We start from the raw sequence: 16473 nt of genomic DNA, 5'->3' as shown, positions 1-16473 counted from the left end.
CTTTAAAGTGATTTGACGAACGTAGCCAAAGGATTCGCGCGATGCTGGACAAGAGCCACAAACCCACCTGGACCAGTTTTGAAGAGGCGACCAAGGCCGACTGGGATGCGGTCATGGAGTATGAAGAGAGCTACAACGCTGCTTTGCCGGATCGCATACTGGACGCCATTCGTTCACTGGATGAAGAATGGACGCCGTATCCGGTGAATCGCTATCAGCACAGTCTGCAGGCCGCGACACGAGCGTATGAGGACGGCGCTGATGAAGAGTTGGTTGTGGCTGCCCTGATCCATGACACCGGCGATATCTTGTCGCCCTATAATCACGGGGAACTGTCCGCCGCGATGATGAAGCCTTATGTCAGTGAGAAGACACACTGGATTCTCAAGCACCACTGCGTGTTTCAGGGCTACTACTACAATCATCATCTAGGTGGTGATCGGAATGCCCGCGACAAGTATCGCGACAGCCCGTATTGGGAGGACTGCCGCTATTTTTGCCATGAATACGATCAGAAGGCGTTCGACCCGGATTATCCGACCAAACCGCTGGAGTTCTTCGAACCCATGCTACGCCGCGTTCTGAACAAAGGCGAAGGGCACATGGAACTGAATGAGACCGCCGAGGCTTAACAGGCGGCCATCAGGCGATAGACGATCTGGGCGGCGGTAAAATCCCAGGCGGCATTGCCGTTCGGGGCCAGTTCGACGACGTCGAAACCCACACATTTTCGGCCCTTCAGGGCGTGTTCCACCAGGCGCAGGGCTTGATAATATCCCAGCCCGCCTGGGACGGGTGTTCCAGTGGCGGGCATGATTGCCGGGTCCAGCCCGTCAACGTCAAAGCTGACGTACACCAGATCGGGAAAATCCTTGGGCAAATCAACCGAGTGGATGTTGCCGGTAACCAGTTCTTCGGCGTCCACATGAAACACGTGGTTTCTCAGGCGGCTTTGGGCTTCTTCAGTCGAAAAGGCGCGAACGCCGAATTGCGCCAGACGGATACCTTCTTCGGCAAGAAGATGCATGACTGAGGCGTGAGAGTGTTTCTCGCCCTGATAAGCGTTGCGCAGATCAGCATGGGCGTCGATTTGCACGATACCAATCGGTTGGTTTAGAGCGCGGGCAACACCCAACACTGCGCCGTAGCTAAGTGAATGCTCTCCACCTAGCGTCACCGGGATTTTGCCGGCGCGAACGGCCGCTTCCGTGCGTTGGGCTAGGCGTTCCATTATCTCTGACAACGCTGCATCGCAGTCAACGGGTTCTTCGGTCAAGATCCCCTCGACGCAGGGCTCGGCGTGGCCAGTGATGCGTTCCAGTTCATTACTGGCTTCGATAATTGCGTCCGGGCCTTTGGCGGTGCCCGCCCCGTAAGATACAGTGCGTTCTAGCGGCACAGGGATCACACGGAACCGCGCGTCCTCGGTGCTCTCGGATGCGGACAGTTCACTGTCGAGGAAAATACTCATGAGAGGCGGCCTTTAAAGTCGTCATAGCCGAACTGTTTGATGATTTTCAGTTCGTCCGTTTCGCTGTTCCACAGCGCTATAGTCGGCAGCGGAACTCCGTTGAAGGTGTTGGTTTTGACCATCGAATAATGCGCCTGATCGAGGAAGGCAAAGCGCTGGCCGATTTCCAGTGGTTTGTCCCATGTGTAGTCACCGATCACGTCGCCCGCCAGACAGGACGGGCCGCCCAGGCGATAGGTATGGCCTGCCTCGGCCTCATCCATGAGGGCGGGGCGATAGGGGGCTTCGATGACGTCCGGCATATGGCAGGTGGCCGAGATATCGGTGATCGCAAGGGTCATACCGTTGGTCGGCAAGTCGAGGATTTCGCCAACCAAAATGCCCGCATCCAGGGCCACCGCCTCACCGGGTTCCAGATAGACGTCGATACCGTGTGTCTCACGGATGGATTTGATGAAGGCGACCAGCCCGTCGCGGTCATAGTCATCACGGGTGATATGATGCCCGCCGCCGAAGTTCAGCCATTTGAGTTGGCCAAGGTACGGTTTGAGTTTTGGCTCAACCGCGTCCCAAGTCCGCTGCAACGGCTCGAACCCCTGTTCGCAGAGCGTGTGCATGTGCAGCCCGTCCACGCCACTCATAGTCTCGGCGGTCAATTGGCTGACCGGCGTGCCCAGACGCGAGCAGGGCGCGCAAGGGTCGTATTTGGGGATTTCGCCTTCGGAATGTTCCGGATTGATGCGCAGACCGACCTGTACGCCGGCGGCTTGGGCTTTTGCCAGAAAGCGGTCCTTTTGCGCGGGTGAGTTGAAGATGATGTGGTCCGATAGCGACAGGATTTCGTCCATGTCCGCGTCTTTATATCCGGCGCAGAAGGTTGCGACCTCGCCGCCATATTCCTCGCGCCCCAGCCGCGCCTCATAGATGCCGGACGCGCAAGTGCCGCCGAGGTGTCGGCGCACCAGTGGGGCCAGCGAGAACATGGAAAACGCCTTAAGCGCGCTCAGGATATGTGCGCCGGAACAGGTGCCGATCTCGGAGAGGATGGTCAGGTTGCGCTCTACGGCTTTCTCATCGACCACGAAGCAAGGGGTGGGCACGCGGTTGAAGTCGAAATTGCGGAAAGCTCCGGCATCTCCGGCTTGGGTGGTCATCATGTCGGACAATTCGGGTGTCTCCGGATTGTGGAGAGGCCGGGGGGGGCGCTGCCCCCGGACCCCCCGAGATATTTTTAGCCAGATGGAGCTGATGCGGATCAGAAATCGACGGGGCCGTCGAGTTCGTGGACCTGCCATGGCAAACCATGTTCGTTCAGCATGTCCATGAAGTTGTCAGGGTCGAGTTGCTCCATGTTCCACACGCCCGGTTCGCGCCAATTGCCTTTCAGCACCTGCGCCGCACCGATCATGGCGGGGACGCCGGTGGTGTAGCTGACGGCTTGGCTGCCGACCTCACGGTAGCATTCCTCGTGATCGCAGATGTTGTAGATATAATAGGTCTTTTCGCCCGAGCCGTCCTTGGCCTGACCTGTGGCGATGTCGCCGATGCAGGCTTTGCCCTTGGTCTCCGCGCCCAGATCGCCGGGATCGGGCAGCAGGGTTTTCAGGAACTGAATCGGGATGATTTCCTTGCCGTCATGCATCACCGGGTCAATGCGAGTCATACCGACGTTTTCCAGCACCTTGGCGTGGGTGATGTAGGCGTCGCCGAAGGTCATCCAGAAGCGCGCGCGCTCAATCTCGGGGAAATGGGTGCTGAGCGACTCCAGTTCCTCGTGATACATCAAGTACATGTTCTTGGGGCCGATGGCGGGGAAGTCGAACTCGACCTTGTGGGTCATCGCCGGGCTGTGCTGCCATGCGCCGTTTTCCCAATGGCGCACCTCGGCCAGCACTTCGCGCAGGTTGATTTCCGGGTTGAAGTTGGTGGCGAATTCTTGATCGTTGCTGCCGCCATTCGCGTCCAACACATCGATCTGACGGATCGTATCCAACTTGTGCTTCTTCAGCCATTTGGCGAAGACGGATGTAACACCCGGATCGAAGCCCGAGCCGAGGATGGCAGTCAAACCAGCCTCTTTGAACCGTTTTTGATAGGCCCATTGCCAGTGGTATTCGAACTTGGCCTCGTCCTCGGGCTCATAGTTCGCGGTGTCGAGATAGTGGATGCCGGCCTCAAGACACGCGTCCATCAGAACCAGATCCTGATACGGCAGGGCCAGGTTTACGAGGATTTCTGCACCCGTTTCTTTGATCAGTTTGACTGTATCTTCAACCTTGTAGGCGTCCAACTCGGCAGTCGCGATGTCCACACCGACGCGGTCCTTAACGGCCGCTGCGATGGCGTCGCATTTTGACTTGGTTCGGCTGGCGAGCGTTATCTCGGTAAAGATGTCCGAATTCATCGCCATTTTGTGCACGGCTGCGTGGGACACGCCGCCCGCGCCGACAACCAGTGTTTTGCCCATGGGATAGTCTCCTCTCAAGGGGTTATTCGTAATAGGTGTAGCCGTTGATCGAGTCGCGATAGGCGCTCATAAGGGTTTTTCGGTCCTTGGCTTGCAGAGTACCGGTCGAAATCGCCTCGTCCACCATTTTGCGGAACGCGGCGACACAGTCTTGCGGGTCGAATTCCACATAAGACAAGACTTGAGAAATAGTGTCGCCCTCTTGTTCATGCAGCAAGTCGAAGCCACCGTCGGTGCGCAGGTCGATGGTGACTACATTGGTGTCGCCGAACAGATTGTGTAGGTCGCCAAGTGTTTCCTGATAGGCGCCAACGAAGAAGACGCCCATGAAATACTCGCCTTCTTCGGGCAGCGAATGCACTGGCAGGCTGGGGGACACGCCGTCGGCCAGTATGAATCGGTCGATCTTTCCGTCGCTGTCGCAGGTGATGTCGGACAGGACCGCGCGTCGGTCTGGTGTTTCATTCAGGCTTTGCAGCGGCACGATCGGGTGCAATTGGTCGATGGCCCAGACATCGGGGAGGGATTGGAACAGCGAGAAGTTGCAATGGTAGATGTCTGCGACCTTCTCAAGCTGGTCATCCACTTCCGTGTCCAGATCATCACTTGCCGCCAAGGCCTTGAGACGGGCCATAAGGGACAGGTAGATGCGCTCGGCCCGGGCCATCTGGCGCAGGTCGACATACCCGCGTCTGAAAAGCGCGCGCAATTCATTGCGATAGAAGGTTGCGTCGTTCCAGCATTCCTGCAGCCGATCCTTGCTGAGATAGCCGTGTACTGCGGCGAGGTCCGAAACCATGTGGTGGTCATCGGGCTCGGCCATTGGTCCGTCCGGGGCGTCGTAGAGTGTGCTTTCCAACACGTTGAAGACCAGCATGGACGACGTCGCAACCACCGCACGGCCGCTTTCGGTGATAAGCGTGGGATGATCGATTTCTGCCTCGTCCATGGCGTAGGCCACGGTTTCGACTACGTTGGCGCAATATTCCTCGACCGTGTAGTTGATCGAGTTTTCCGCGGCCTTTTTTTCGCCCGTGTAATCCACCCCCATGCCGCCGCCGAGATCCAGATAGCTGAGTGGTACGCCTTCACGCGAGAGTTCGGTGTAATACCGGCATGCCTCGCCAACAGCGCGGCGCACATCGTTAACGTCTTGCACCTGTGAACCCAGATGCGAATGTTGCAGCTTGAGGCAGTGCAGCAATCCCGCCGCTTTGAGCTTGTCCACGGTGGCAACAAGCTGGTCGGTGTTCATTCCAAAGGCGGAACGGTCGCCCGAACTTTCTTCCCATTTGCCGCTGATCTGATTGGTCAATTTGACCCGAACGCCTATCAGGGGCTCGATCCCCAGTTGGTTATAGACCTCGATGACGGTATTGGCCTCTTTTGGGCTTTCCAGCACGATGACGGTGTTGAACCCGATCTTGCGAGACAGGATCGCCAATTGGATGAATTCAGCATCCTTGACGCCATTGCAGACGATCAGCGCTTCGGGGGCCAGGCGATGGGCCAGGGCCACCACCAGTTCCGGTTTTGATCCTGCTTCAAGGCCATAATTGTATTTCTTGCCGAACTCGACGATCCGGTCGACCACCTGCGCCTGTTGGTTCACCTTGATCGGAAAAACACCGCGATAGTGGCCCTTATAGTTTACGCGCGCGATTGCCTCGGCAAAGCTCTCGTTCAGGTGCGCGATTTCATGCTCTAGATAAGACGCAACACGCAAGACCATCGGGGCTTTGATCCCCCGGTCGTCCAGATCGCTGAGGATACCCGGCAGGCTGATTGCCTCGGCCTCGGGGGCCATCGGATTGCGCAGAGCTATCTCGCCCCTTTCTGTCACCTCAATGAGGCCATGGCCCCATTTCTCAACCCCGTAGATGGAATGCGGTGCGTCGGGCGTCTGTTTCAATCAGATCAGTCCTTAACTTGGGTGTGCTGGTTTAGCGCCAGCCAATACGGCAGCGGTTTGATTCGTCCAAGTGTAAACTGTGAGAGGGTTCGCCGCCGAATTCTAGCCGTATGTACGGATCGGGATCAGGTGGTTGTCCCACTGGCAATCCGACCGCGCGGTGATTTCGGCGCCGGTGGTCGTCAGGGTGCCAAATGCACCGGTTCCAGTGGTAAACGCCAACCCAGCCTTGCCGGCGCCTAAACCGCAAACATCTTCGAACACTAAAGCTTCGATGAATGTTCCGCTATTTACGTCGAAGCGGTGCAATGCATCGCCTCGCGGACAGGTGATCGCAACCGATTGGCCATCGGTGGAAAAGGCAATGCTGCCAGCATACCATTGCAACTCTCTTTGCTGCGTTTCGGGCGCTGACAAAAGGCGAGGCTTTTTGCCCCTTTGGTGAAGCCCCAGAAGGGCAGGGTACTTGGTCTGGCTGCCTTGCCATTGCATTGCAAAACCCACTAGACCATCGTCACGCACCGCAAGATGGCGGATCGAGTTTTTGTGCAGCGCGCGGGGTAGCTCCACTTGCTCCAATATCGAACCCGAAATGTCGAGATAGCTTAGGTTGGGCTGCATCGTTGGCAGATTTAGCTTGGTCCGACCGCTGTCGGGGTGTGTCTCGATGCCACCATTGGCGATGACCAGTATGTCGCCACCGGGCAGCAAGCGCATGTCGTGGGGGCCTATCCCACCTGACGAGAACTCTCCCAGCCGTGCGAAGCTGATCGCGTCCCAGACGCCAACCACACCTTCTACGGCCTCATAGTCGTTTTCGGTTGTGAAGAACCGTGTTCCATCAGCCGAGAATGCACCATGCCCGTAGAAGTGGCGGCCATTGGGTGCCTCCAGCCGCTTTAGGACAGAGCCGTCTTTACAATCAATTACAATTGCAAAGGTCCCGGGGCGGCGCGCAAAGGCGACCGCTTGGGCTTTGAACGGATGGGCCGCGGCGGCGTGCCCGCGCGCGGGTAGCGGTATAGCGAACAAAATCGCACCCGAGTTATCCAGGCCGGACAGGCGGTAGCTACCATCTGGGAATAAGGCAGCGGCCAGATAGCGGGGCGCGCCGACGGACGCCCAGCCCGGCACCGAAGCAAGACTGGCGGCACCAAGGCCTGCAAGAAATTCGCGGCGGTTCGTCAATGGTCAATCCCCATCCAGTGAGTTGAATCCGGCGCTGATGCCGAGCGTCGGGCCAAGCTCGGTCGCGGCGATCTCGCGAATGTCGTTGATCGATTGCTGCAGCGCTTCGATGCGGACGCGACCTTGCGGTGTCGCAACACCGGCGAGGGCGGGGTCGTCCAGTGATTGAGCCCGGTCGATGGCCCGCGCGAAACCGGCATCCAGATCTGCAGCAATCTCGGGGTGGTCAAAGGACAGACGGGCGGCCAAGTCACGCAGGGCGATCAGAGACAGCGTGACATGATGCAACGACCGCTTGGACCGCCGCGCTTCAGCACGGTTCGGGCGCGGACGCTCGAACGTTCCTAAAGGGCGTCCAATGCGTGTGTCGGCTGTGAACTCTAGCCCCGTTGTAAGCGCCTTGAACAGCTCCTGCATTGCCTCATCGCCCGAGCGATAGGGGCTGTTGTCCCCCGGCTGCGTCAGTCGTGGTGCGTAGCTTTGCCAGTCCGCGTTGATCGCGACGGCATTTCGGTTGATATCAGTGGTGATGGCGCGGATAAGCGCGCAACGATAGTCGGCGCTTCCTTGTTCTGTCATCGCTGGATCAAAGAGCATTCGTTCCAATGCAAAAAAGCCGCGCCCGGCGATTGAGGTTTCGGCAAAGGCATCGGGGTCGTCGACGGCAGTGTCTTCACTGGCGATGTGTCGGGACAGGGTTTTGGGCGTGAATCCTTTGGTATCTGGCCAGAAAGCCAGTGCAAAAGCGCGATCGTCAGCCTCGGACGGCCCAAAACGTAAATGGCTGGCCGAAATCCAGCTATCGAATGCCGTGGCGTAATCAGCGCGCAGGTCGTCTGACTCCGGTTCGCAATCTGTTTGGGCTGTGGTCGACAAAGCACCGGTTGCGTCAGCCAGCTCTGCAAAGCGCGGTAGAATATGCGTTTCGGTCACATCCATCAAAATCGGAGCACGATCCTGAGCAAAGGCGCCCAAGGGCACTAGCAGGGCGGCGGCGAAAGTAAGGCTACGCATGGGTCAGAGGCTCCCAAGAAAGCGGATCAGGGCGTCGCGGTCGGCTTTTGGCATTGAAACAACCGTGTCGCGGGCGGCCTGCGCCTCGCCACCATGCCAAAGGATGGCTTCAAGCAGGGATCGCGCGCGACCATCGTGCAGGAATTGGGTGTGGCCCGAGACGCGCTGGGTCAGGCCGATACCCCACAAAGGCGGCGTGCGCCATTCGCGGCCCGTTGCGCGGGCCTCGGGGCGGTTATCGGCCAGACCCTCGCCCATGTCGTGCAACAGCAGGTCGGTATAGGGCCAGATAAGCTGGAAGCTCTGTTCGGGCCTATCGGGCATCCTGTGGGTGACATAAGCAGGCGTGTGGCAGGATGCGCAGCCCGAGGCAAGAAACACTTCTTTCCCGCGCAGCACTTCAGGGTCATCGGTGTCTCGGCGCGCCGGAACACCGAGATTGCGGCTGTAGAAGGCGACGAGGTCCATGCCAATTGCGTCAATCTCGAATCCCCGCACATCGCTGTCACCGTGCGGTGCCTCAATGCAGTTGGCCTGCAATTCGGTGCAATCGCCGTGCGGCGCGGGGTAAAGCGGACTTGATATGCCGATATCACCTGCGAAGGCCGCCGCCGATTGCTCCATCACCGTGGGCATCCCGGCCTTGTGACCAAAGCGGCCCATCATTGGTTCGCCAAATTCCGTCGACCATACGATGTTCGGACGGCCCGAGATACCATCGCCGTCTTCGTCATCAGGATCGGCTTTGGCCAGCAAGTCCTCAACCGGAATTGATTCCAGCAACCCCAGTCCGATCATCTGCGGCGCAACTCGAGGGCTAAGCATCGCGTCCGGGTGCAGCGGGCCATAGCCTAAATCGGCGGCCTTATAGCTGGGGCAGCGGAGCGAGGCCGTTTCGCCGTCGGACAGCGCGACGGGGACTTCCTCATACGTGATGTCCAGCCGATATTCTGCGGGATGGCCTGCCAGAGCGAAATCCTGCAGCTGAGTGCCATAATTCGGATCAGGCAGGGTGGCGATATAGTCTTCGATCTCGGCAGGCGCGTCCTCTGGCTTGCCGGGAACCGAAACTCTCAGGAACATCGAGACGGCATTGTCATCCGGGCCGTTAGGCGTATGACCGCGCCCGTCCTTGATGTGACAGCGCTGACACGAGCGGGCGTTGTATAGCGGACCCAAACCGTCCGAAGCCAGAGTGGACGACGGAGACGAGACCCAGATCTTTTTGAACAACCCGTTGCCGACTTTGAAGTCCAGCTCCTGTTCGAAGCTTAAATTGGCGGAGGGCTGAGAAAACGCGTCCGCATCAGTACGAGCCCGCACGGTCGCAGCACCAGCAGACAGTTCTTCGAACCGTTGCGGCACACTGAATTCTTCCGGCGTTGCTGTGACAGCATCGATCCGGGCGCGTTCTTCGGCAGTTCTTGGAAGGAAATTTAGATGAGAGTCCCGCAGCTCGGTGGCTTGGGAAGAGGTGGCCGTGAGTGCGGCCACCGATGCAAGGGCAAGCTTACTCGCCTTCGTCCATCTTGGATGCGTTAAGTTGCGCATAATTGGCTTCGCCAATCCTTTCATAAAGGTCGAGCTGCGTTTCGAGGAAGTCGATATGTCCTTCTTCGTCGCTGATTAATTCTTCGAACAGGCCCATGGACACATAGTCGCCGGCCTCGCGGCAGTATTCCCGCGCTTCGACATAAAGCGCCCGCGCGTCTTGTTCGGCGGCTAGATCGCATTCCAGTGTTTCTTTCGGGGTCTGCCCGATGCGGAGTGGGTCAAGTTTCTGCAGGTTGGGGTGGCCCTCCAGAAAGATGATCCGCTCGATCAGCTTGTCTGCATGGCCCATCTCCTCGATGGATTCCTCACGGCTTTTCTTGGCCATATGGCCAAGCCCCCAATCCTCTTGCAGGCGGTAATGTAGCCAGTACTGGCTGACCGCCGTCAGTTCATGCCGCAGTGATTTGTTGAGGTATTCTATGACCTTGGGATCGCCCTTCATGTGCTTTCTCCTGTGATACTTCGGATCGCAATGACCGAAGCTGCATGGGGACTTTAAGATTATCGTCTGCGCGCATTGTGTCTAGGAAAAGCGGCATACATCCGCCGCAATCCGCTGACTTGCCAAGGGCATGATAGATCTTGCCGGGAGTGATGATGGTCTGTGGGTCTGCCGCGCGCATCCAATCGATCGCCGCTCGGATGTCGTGGTCAGAGATGTTGGTGCATTGGCAAACGATCATGGCGACTCAGTCGGGGTATGCTATTTCCTAGTGAAATAGTAGGTTATTGTGGGCGCGTCCAGTGCCAAGACGCCACACTCGATGTTGAGAAAGGCCGAGAGCACTAAAAATGCGCCCGGCCATGATACCTATTGGAATACCGCGTCAGGGTTATCCAGGCTGTCCGAGCCTTCAAAATCGATCTGCTCAAGCTCCAGCACGGTCACGATGCGTTCGATGGTCTTGGTTTGATCGACCAGTCCATTGACGCCACCCATAATCAGCGCTTCGCCACCTTCATTGCCGCGTTCCAGCATCTGGTCATACGCAAAACCCGCTTCGGCGGTTGATTTGATACGGCCTAGCGCCAGCATGGTGTTGGCCAGCTTGGCTTTCATCTCTGTATCAAGCGTCGGATCGGCTGCGGTCACCAGATCCGATAGGGATGCACCCGAAACAGGCGTGCCATCGATGCGGGTATAGCTGCCCAAATACACATTCTGGATGCCCAGGCCGTCATAGTAATGGCTGTTGTGGGTGTTGTCCGAGAAGCAGTCCTGCTCTTCCTCGGGGTCGTTCAACATCAGGCCGAGGCGCATACGCTCACCCGCCTGCTCGCCGTAGGACAGCGAACCCATGCCGGTTAGGATCGCACTAACGCCAGCAGTTTCATTTGCGGCAAGAGCGGCACGTGCGTCACCATCTTCGGCCCACTGGGCAGTCATCCATTCCAGATCACTGATCAGCAGATCGGTTGCCGCTTTCAGATACTGGGCGCGGCGATCGCAGTTGCCACCTGTACAGCCGTCACCAACTAGATAATCGGTATAAGGACGACTTCCTGCGCCCGTGCCGTGGCCGTTCAGGTCCTGACCCCACAGCAGGAATTCGATGGCGTGATAGCCGGTGGCGACGTTCGCCTCGATCCCGTCAGCCTCATGCAGCGTATCCGACAGCAGGGCAGGGGTAATTTCGCTGGCGTCGATGGTCTCGCCAGACAGATCAAAGCTGGGGTTGGCGATGACGTTTAGCGCGGCAAATTCGTTCTCATCGCTGGGGCCGCCGTAGGAGGAATCCACATAATCTATCATGCCCTCGTCCAGAGGCCATGCGTTCACCTTGCCTTCCCAATCGTCGACGATGGCGTTTCCAAAGCGATAAACCTCGGTCTGCTGATACGGCACGCGCGCGGCGACCCATGCGGCACGTGCGGTGTTCAGAGTGGCATCGGATGGGTTAGCAATCAGGGCGTTGACGGCAGCTTGCAGATTCTTTGCTGCAATCAGACTGTCGTCATATTTGGCTTCGGCGATGTTGGAATATGTGGTCAGAACATCGGCTTTGGACGGGGCCTCGGCGACAGCTGTACTTGCGATACACAAGGTCAGGGCACTGGCCGCGTTGAACAATCTGGTCATGTGGAACACTTTTCTTTCTTAGCGGGATTCGGACCCCGGCAGGCACAGCGGGGCTGGACGGGGCAATTTCTTAGTGAAATAGTCGGCAATGTCAACCTGAGTTTTATTGTCGGGTATTATTCCTATTTCTGACTAACCATATCTGGGGAGCCCGATGCACCCGGCGAACATTGCGCTGAGGCGCAATTGTATTAAAATGCCCTACGGTTTGTTTGGTTAATGGTGAACAGAATGAAACGCGCGGCCGTTGTTCTTGCGCTAATACCAGCCGCGCTGATGGCGCAGGCAGAGACCGCCATCGAAGCGCATACTCATGGCGCGGGTCATATGGCAATTTCATTTGTTGAAACCGGATTTAGCCTGACGCTTGAAGTGCCAGGCGTAGATATTGTTGGGTTCGAGCACACTGCCGAGAACGAAGATGAGAGGGCGGATGTTGCCGTAGCAATCTCGGACCTTTCTAAACCGCTTGAGATCTTTGAGGTGCCGCCTGAAGCGGGGTGTGTGACTGCAACGGCCAATGTCGCGCTTGTTGGTGATGTCTTCGTTCAGGATGAGGGGCAAGTCAGCGATAATGCCGTGCATCACACCGAATTTCAGGCCGATTATCTGGTGCAATGTCAGGAGCCGTCGTTAGTGAATTCAATCCAGTTCACCTATTTCGAACGGTTTGCGCGCGCCGAGCGCTTGTTTGTTGAGCTGACGTCATCCTTGGCCACACAGAACCTTACGGTGGAACGCCAAACGCCACATTTGAAGGTGCCAAACTGAACCGGCGTGTGCCCGCAGCAGCAAAGCTTGACGGTCAACCAGACTGATCCCGGACCAAAGCGGCCTGCAACGCGCGGTAGGAATCCTTTGGTCTTCTTTCCAGCGTCTCAAAATCTACATCGACCAGCCCGAACCGTTTTTCATATCCCAGCGCCCACTCGTAATTGTCGAGAAGGGACCAGATGAAATATCCCTTGATCGGAACGCCGTGGTCCAGGGCATTACACACTTCGGCAAGATGCTGGTTCAAGTAGTCAATTCTGTCAGCGTCGTTTTGACGTTCTGCGCTCGCCATGCCATTTTCGGTCACGTAGATAGGCAGGTCCCCAGTATACTCTTGCGCGGTCCGGATCAGGAAACGGGACAGGGCTGCCGGATCAATTTCCCACCCCATTTGCGTTTTTGGCAAGGGGCCGGGGACGTCGGTCAAGGAAGGCCAAGACGTATCTGCGCGCGTTATCAACTTGCGCGTATAGTAATTGAGCCCACACCAATCGACAGGTGCAGCTATCGTGTCGAAATCATCCTGCCACTTGTCCGGCAGATGCGGCTCCAATCCTTCCAGAACATTCTGAGGGTAGGATTTCTTGAATGCGCCGCCCAGGAAAAAGTGGTTGTAAATCCCGTCGTAAAGCGCCGCCGCAGTCTGTGCCTCATCGCTGTCGTCAGCAGGTTCCGCCCATTCAAGGTTGAACACTGCGCCAAGGTTCGACATGCCCAATCCACGCATGGCTTCGATTGCGCGACCATGGGCCAGCAGCACGTGGTGCATCGCGCGCGCGGTCGCCCGGATGTCGCGCAAGCCGGGGGCATGTTGGCCTTCGAAATGGCTCAGCCAGCTTACGCACCAAGGCTCGTTGACAGGTGCGACGCTGAACATCCGATCGCCTATGCGGCCCATGATGATCTCGGTGAAGTCTGCAAACCAATTCGCGATATCCCGGTTTCGCCAACCGCCCAGATCGGCGAGCGGTGACGGGAGTTCCCAGTGATACAGCGTTGCGCAGGGTTTGATGCCGCGTTTAAGCAGCGCATCGGTCAGGCGATCATAGAAATCCAAACCTTGCTGATTGATCGGTCCGCGCCCTTCGGGCAGCACGCGCGCCCAACTGGTTGAAAAACGGTAACAGTCGAAGCCTGCGCTCCGGATCAGATCCAGATCCTGTTCGAACCGGTTATAGTGATCGCAGGCCAAATCTCCGTTTTCCGCATTGGCGACGTTACCTGGAGTTGCGGCGAAACTGTCCCAATGGGTCTTGCCTGCGCCCCCATTGGCGTGTCCCTCGATCTGATAGGCCGACGTCGCCACGCCAAACTGAAAATCTGGCGGGAAATCTGCGCGTTTGTACTTCATCTCACATCCTTTTTGGGGCTGGCCCCGTCGAGCTGCCGACGACAAGTTCAGCCTCCAGCAAGCGCGTTTTGGGTGGGTCATCCGGAGCGTTGATCCGCTCGATCAGCATTTCGGCAGCCACCTCGCCCGCGTGTCTGACCGACGAGCGCGTTGCGGTGAAAATTGGAACATCCATACCATTGCGCATGTATGACAACTCGTCATCATGAGCGATCACCGAGATATCGCGCCCCATTTTCAGGTCGCGTTCTTCAAGTGCGCGCCGGATTCCAACCGCAGAGATAATCGAAGAGGCCAAAATTGCTGTTGGCGGGTCGTCGAGCTTCAGCATGTCGCAAGCTGTCTGATGCCCATAAATCTCGGTCATCTCGGCGCTGCGCAGCAGGTGTGGATCAAGCGAGATCCCGGTTTCTTTGAGCGCCGCCAGATAGCCGTTCCTCCGCCGACGCGCGAAATCCATTTCCTCGAGTCCGTTGATTAACGCGATGCGCCGATGGCCCAGATCGATCAAAAACCGAGTAGCGCGTTCGAATGAACGCTGATTGTTCACATCGATCCAATCATATGGCTCTTTGGCGTAGGTCGACCGGCCATGAACAATGAAGGGTACGCCGAGGCGCGATAACACCGAGATGCGCGGCTCTCGTACCTTGGGGCCTTGCAGGACCACGCCGTCTACGACGCCCCGATTGAACAGGCTGCGATAGGATTCTTCAATTGATGTGTCCGGCGCGTGCGTGAACATCATGTCATAATTGTTCGCCGCATAGGTTTTGGCTGCGCCTGCCACAAAATCTCCGAAAATCGGATTGACCATTTCGTGCCGGGACGAGGTGGGAATCACATGGCCGATGACCATAGACCGCCCTGTCGCCAGCCCCTTGGCGCGGCTGTTGGGGCGGTAACCATGCTTGTTCGCGGCAGCCTGAACCCGGATGCGCGTCCCTTCGCTGACCTCCGGGTAACCGTTCAGCGCGCGGCTGACGGTTGTTTGTGAAAGGCCGAGGATCTCAGAGAGTTGCTTTAGGTTCATTTCACTCAAAGCGCCTTCAAATTGATTCCCATTTGTTTTGTTGTGAAAACCTGGCTCAGTCAACATGTTTCGAGAGAATGCCTTAGAATGGCAGTTTTTTAGGGGTTAGCAGGCGAGATATTGACAGGATCTGAATGTTAGCGGATAAAGTACCGCATCCAAAGCGCTTTGAAAACGAATCTCGTTTGCGCCGAAAATATTGGGAGGAGAACTCATGAGACACGCACTTTATTCGGGTGCGGCGGCGATCGCTCTGCTGGCCGGGTCGGTACAAGCACAAGATTTGGTCTTCGCGCCGGGCGAGGGGCCGTTCAACTGGGACAGCTATAATGCCTGGGCCGAAAGCGCCCCGGATCTGAGCGGTCAGACGGTCACGATTTTTGGTCCGTGGCTGACCCCGGAAGACGGTTACTTCAACAACATGATTGCCTATTTCGAAGAGGCGACTGGCGCAGATGTGATCTATACCGGTTCCGACAGTTTCGAGCAGCAGATCGTTATCGATGCCGAGGCAGGATCAGCCCCCAATATCGCGGTCTTCCCGCAGCCAGGACTGGCGGCGATCATGGCATCCAAAGGGCAGCTGACACCGCTGGGTGAAGATATGGCGGCCTGGGTTGGTGACAATTATGCGGCTGGCGATTCCTGGGTTGATCTTGGCACTTACAAAGACGCCGACGGCAATGACCAGATGTATGGCTTCTTCTACAATGTGAACGTCAAGTCTCTGGTCTGGTATAACCCGGAAAACTTCGAGGATGCCGGATACGAAGTGCCGACGAGCATGGAAGAACTGAAGGCCCTGACCGAGCAGATCGTCGCCGATGGCGAAACCCCGTGGTGCATTGGCCTGGGATCGGGTGCCGCCACCGGTTGGCCCGCGACCGACTGGGTTGAAGACATGATGCTGCGGACCCAGCCGCCCGAGGTTTACGACCAGTGGGTGACAAACGAGATTCCGTTTGATGATCCGCGCGTTATCGCCGCAATCGAAGAGTTTGGCTGGTTTGCGCGTGATGACGCCAAGGTCTCGGGTGGGTCAGATGCTGTCGCCTCGACTGACTTCCGCGACAGCCCCAAAGGCATGTTCTCATCGCCGCCCCAGTGCTACATGCACCGTCAGGCGTCCTTTGTTCCGGCCTTCTTCCCCGAAGATGTCGAGTTCGGCCTGGATGCAGATTTCTTTTACATGCCGTCTTTCGCAGACAAGGACTTGGGTAACCCGGTTCTGGGTGGCGGTACTCTGATGGCGGTAAGCAATCCATCGGATGCGACCAGCGCGTTCATGGAGTTCCTCAAGCAACCGATTGCACATGAAGTCATGATGGCACAAACCGGATTCCTGACCCCGCATAAGGGCGTGAACACCGAAGCCTATAAGGATGATACTCTGCGCGGTCTGGGTGACATTCTACTGGGCGCGACCACCTTCCGCTTCGACGGCTCGGACCTAATGCCGGGCGCCGTGGGTGCGGGTACGTTCTGGACCGGCATGGTTGACTATACTGGCGGGAAATCCGCCGAAGAAGTCACCGGCGAAATCCAGTCATCTTGGGACGCAATCAAGTAATCCGCTGAACCTTCGGGCAACCTTTCAATCAGGTTGCCCGAAACCCTAGCAAGGGAGAG

Annotated in this window: 15 protein-coding genes; 3 read left to right on the top strand and 12 right to left on the bottom strand. The window is 57.4% G+C overall.

Annotated features, from left to right (window positions below):
- The first annotated feature begins 41 nt into the window (after positions 1 to 41).
- Positions 42 to 632, top strand: a complete 591-nt coding sequence (locus tag ACR0JG_RS02415; RefSeq protein WP_170733091.1) for an HD domain-containing protein — start codon at positions 42 to 44, stop codon at positions 630 to 632.
- Here the strand turns inward: ACR0JG_RS02415 and speB are convergent.
- From speB to ACR0JG_RS02365, 10 genes are all read right to left on the bottom strand, one after another.
- On the bottom strand, positions 629 to 1471 hold the full coding sequence (gene speB, locus ACR0JG_RS02410; RefSeq protein ID WP_480567436.1) for an agmatinase: 843 nt from the start codon (positions 1469 to 1471) through the stop codon (positions 629 to 631). The genes ACR0JG_RS02415 and speB overlap by 4 nt on opposite strands.
- Positions 1468 to 2637, bottom strand: coding sequence for a carboxynorspermidine decarboxylase (nspC, locus tag ACR0JG_RS02405; protein ID WP_480567435.1), 1170 nt, complete (start codon positions 2635 to 2637; stop codon positions 1468 to 1470). Before nspC ends, speB begins: the two co-directional genes overlap by 4 nt.
- Before the next feature lie 89 nt (positions 2638 to 2726).
- Positions 2727 to 3938, bottom strand: a complete 1212-nt coding sequence (locus tag ACR0JG_RS02400) for a saccharopine dehydrogenase family protein (protein ID WP_480567434.1) — start codon at positions 3936 to 3938, stop codon at positions 2727 to 2729.
- Positions 3939 to 3960: 22 nt separating this feature from the next.
- Entirely contained in the window at positions 3961 to 5850 is a 1890-nt protein-coding gene (gene speA, locus ACR0JG_RS02395) for a biosynthetic arginine decarboxylase (RefSeq protein ID WP_170609702.1), read from the bottom strand.
- Positions 5851 to 5952: 102 nt separating this feature from the next.
- Entirely contained in the window at positions 5953 to 7038 is a 1086-nt protein-coding gene (locus tag ACR0JG_RS02390; RefSeq protein ID WP_170512857.1) for a DUF1513 domain-containing protein, read from the bottom strand.
- A 3-nt stretch (positions 7039 to 7041) separates the two neighbouring features.
- On the bottom strand, positions 7042 to 8052 hold the full coding sequence (locus ACR0JG_RS02385) for an imelysin family protein (protein WP_170392568.1): 1011 nt from the start codon (positions 8050 to 8052) through the stop codon (positions 7042 to 7044).
- A 3-nt stretch (positions 8053 to 8055) separates the two neighbouring features.
- Positions 8056 to 9546 (bottom strand): di-heme oxidoreductase family protein, encoded by a 1491-nt coding sequence (locus ACR0JG_RS02380; protein ID WP_480567433.1) that lies wholly within the window; start codon positions 9544 to 9546, stop codon positions 8056 to 8058.
- A 16-nt stretch (positions 9547 to 9562) separates the two neighbouring features.
- Positions 9563 to 10048 (bottom strand): bacterioferritin, encoded by a 486-nt coding sequence (gene bfr, locus ACR0JG_RS02375; protein WP_170392566.1) that lies wholly within the window; start codon positions 10046 to 10048, stop codon positions 9563 to 9565.
- Positions 9996 to 10289 carry a (2Fe-2S)-binding protein gene (locus tag ACR0JG_RS02370; RefSeq protein WP_170594320.1) on the bottom strand — a complete coding sequence of 98 codons (294 nt, stop codon included), beginning with the start codon at positions 10287 to 10289 and terminating at the stop codon, positions 9996 to 9998. Before ACR0JG_RS02370 ends, bfr begins: the two co-directional genes overlap by 53 nt.
- A gap of 128 nt (positions 10290 to 10417) precedes the next feature.
- Complete coding sequence (locus tag ACR0JG_RS02365) at positions 10418 to 11686, bottom strand: imelysin family protein (protein ID WP_480567432.1); 1269 nt, start codon at positions 11684 to 11686, stop codon at positions 10418 to 10420.
- Between the two features lie 231 nt (positions 11687 to 11917).
- Here ACR0JG_RS02365 and ACR0JG_RS02360 point away from each other — a divergent pair, with 231 nt between their 5' ends.
- Complete coding sequence (locus ACR0JG_RS02360; RefSeq protein ID WP_480567431.1) at positions 11918 to 12457, top strand: ZrgA family zinc uptake protein; 540 nt, start codon at positions 11918 to 11920, stop codon at positions 12455 to 12457.
- Positions 12458 to 12491: 34 nt separating this feature from the next.
- Here ACR0JG_RS02360 and ACR0JG_RS02355 read toward each other — a convergent pair whose 3' ends face one another.
- Complete coding sequence (locus ACR0JG_RS02355; protein ID WP_480567430.1) at positions 12492 to 13811, bottom strand: GH1 family beta-glucosidase; 1320 nt, start codon at positions 13809 to 13811, stop codon at positions 12492 to 12494.
- Position 13812: 1 nt separating this feature from the next.
- Positions 13813 to 14844, bottom strand: coding sequence for a substrate-binding domain-containing protein (locus ACR0JG_RS02350; RefSeq protein ID WP_170594328.1), 1032 nt, complete (start codon positions 14842 to 14844; stop codon positions 13813 to 13815).
- Positions 14845 to 15058: 214 nt separating this feature from the next.
- Here ACR0JG_RS02350 and ACR0JG_RS02345 point away from each other — a divergent pair, with 214 nt between their 5' ends.
- Positions 15059 to 16414: an ABC transporter substrate-binding protein gene (locus ACR0JG_RS02345; RefSeq protein ID WP_170512843.1), complete on the top strand. Its 1356-nt coding sequence runs from the start codon at positions 15059 to 15061 to the stop codon at positions 16412 to 16414.
- Positions 16415 to 16473 lie beyond the last annotated feature (59 nt).

It is taken from the genome of Ruegeria sp. AD5 (assembly GCF_056542345.1).
The sequence above is the reverse complement of the archived record's forward strand: the minus strand, read 5'-3'. Positions and strand labels throughout refer to the sequence as shown.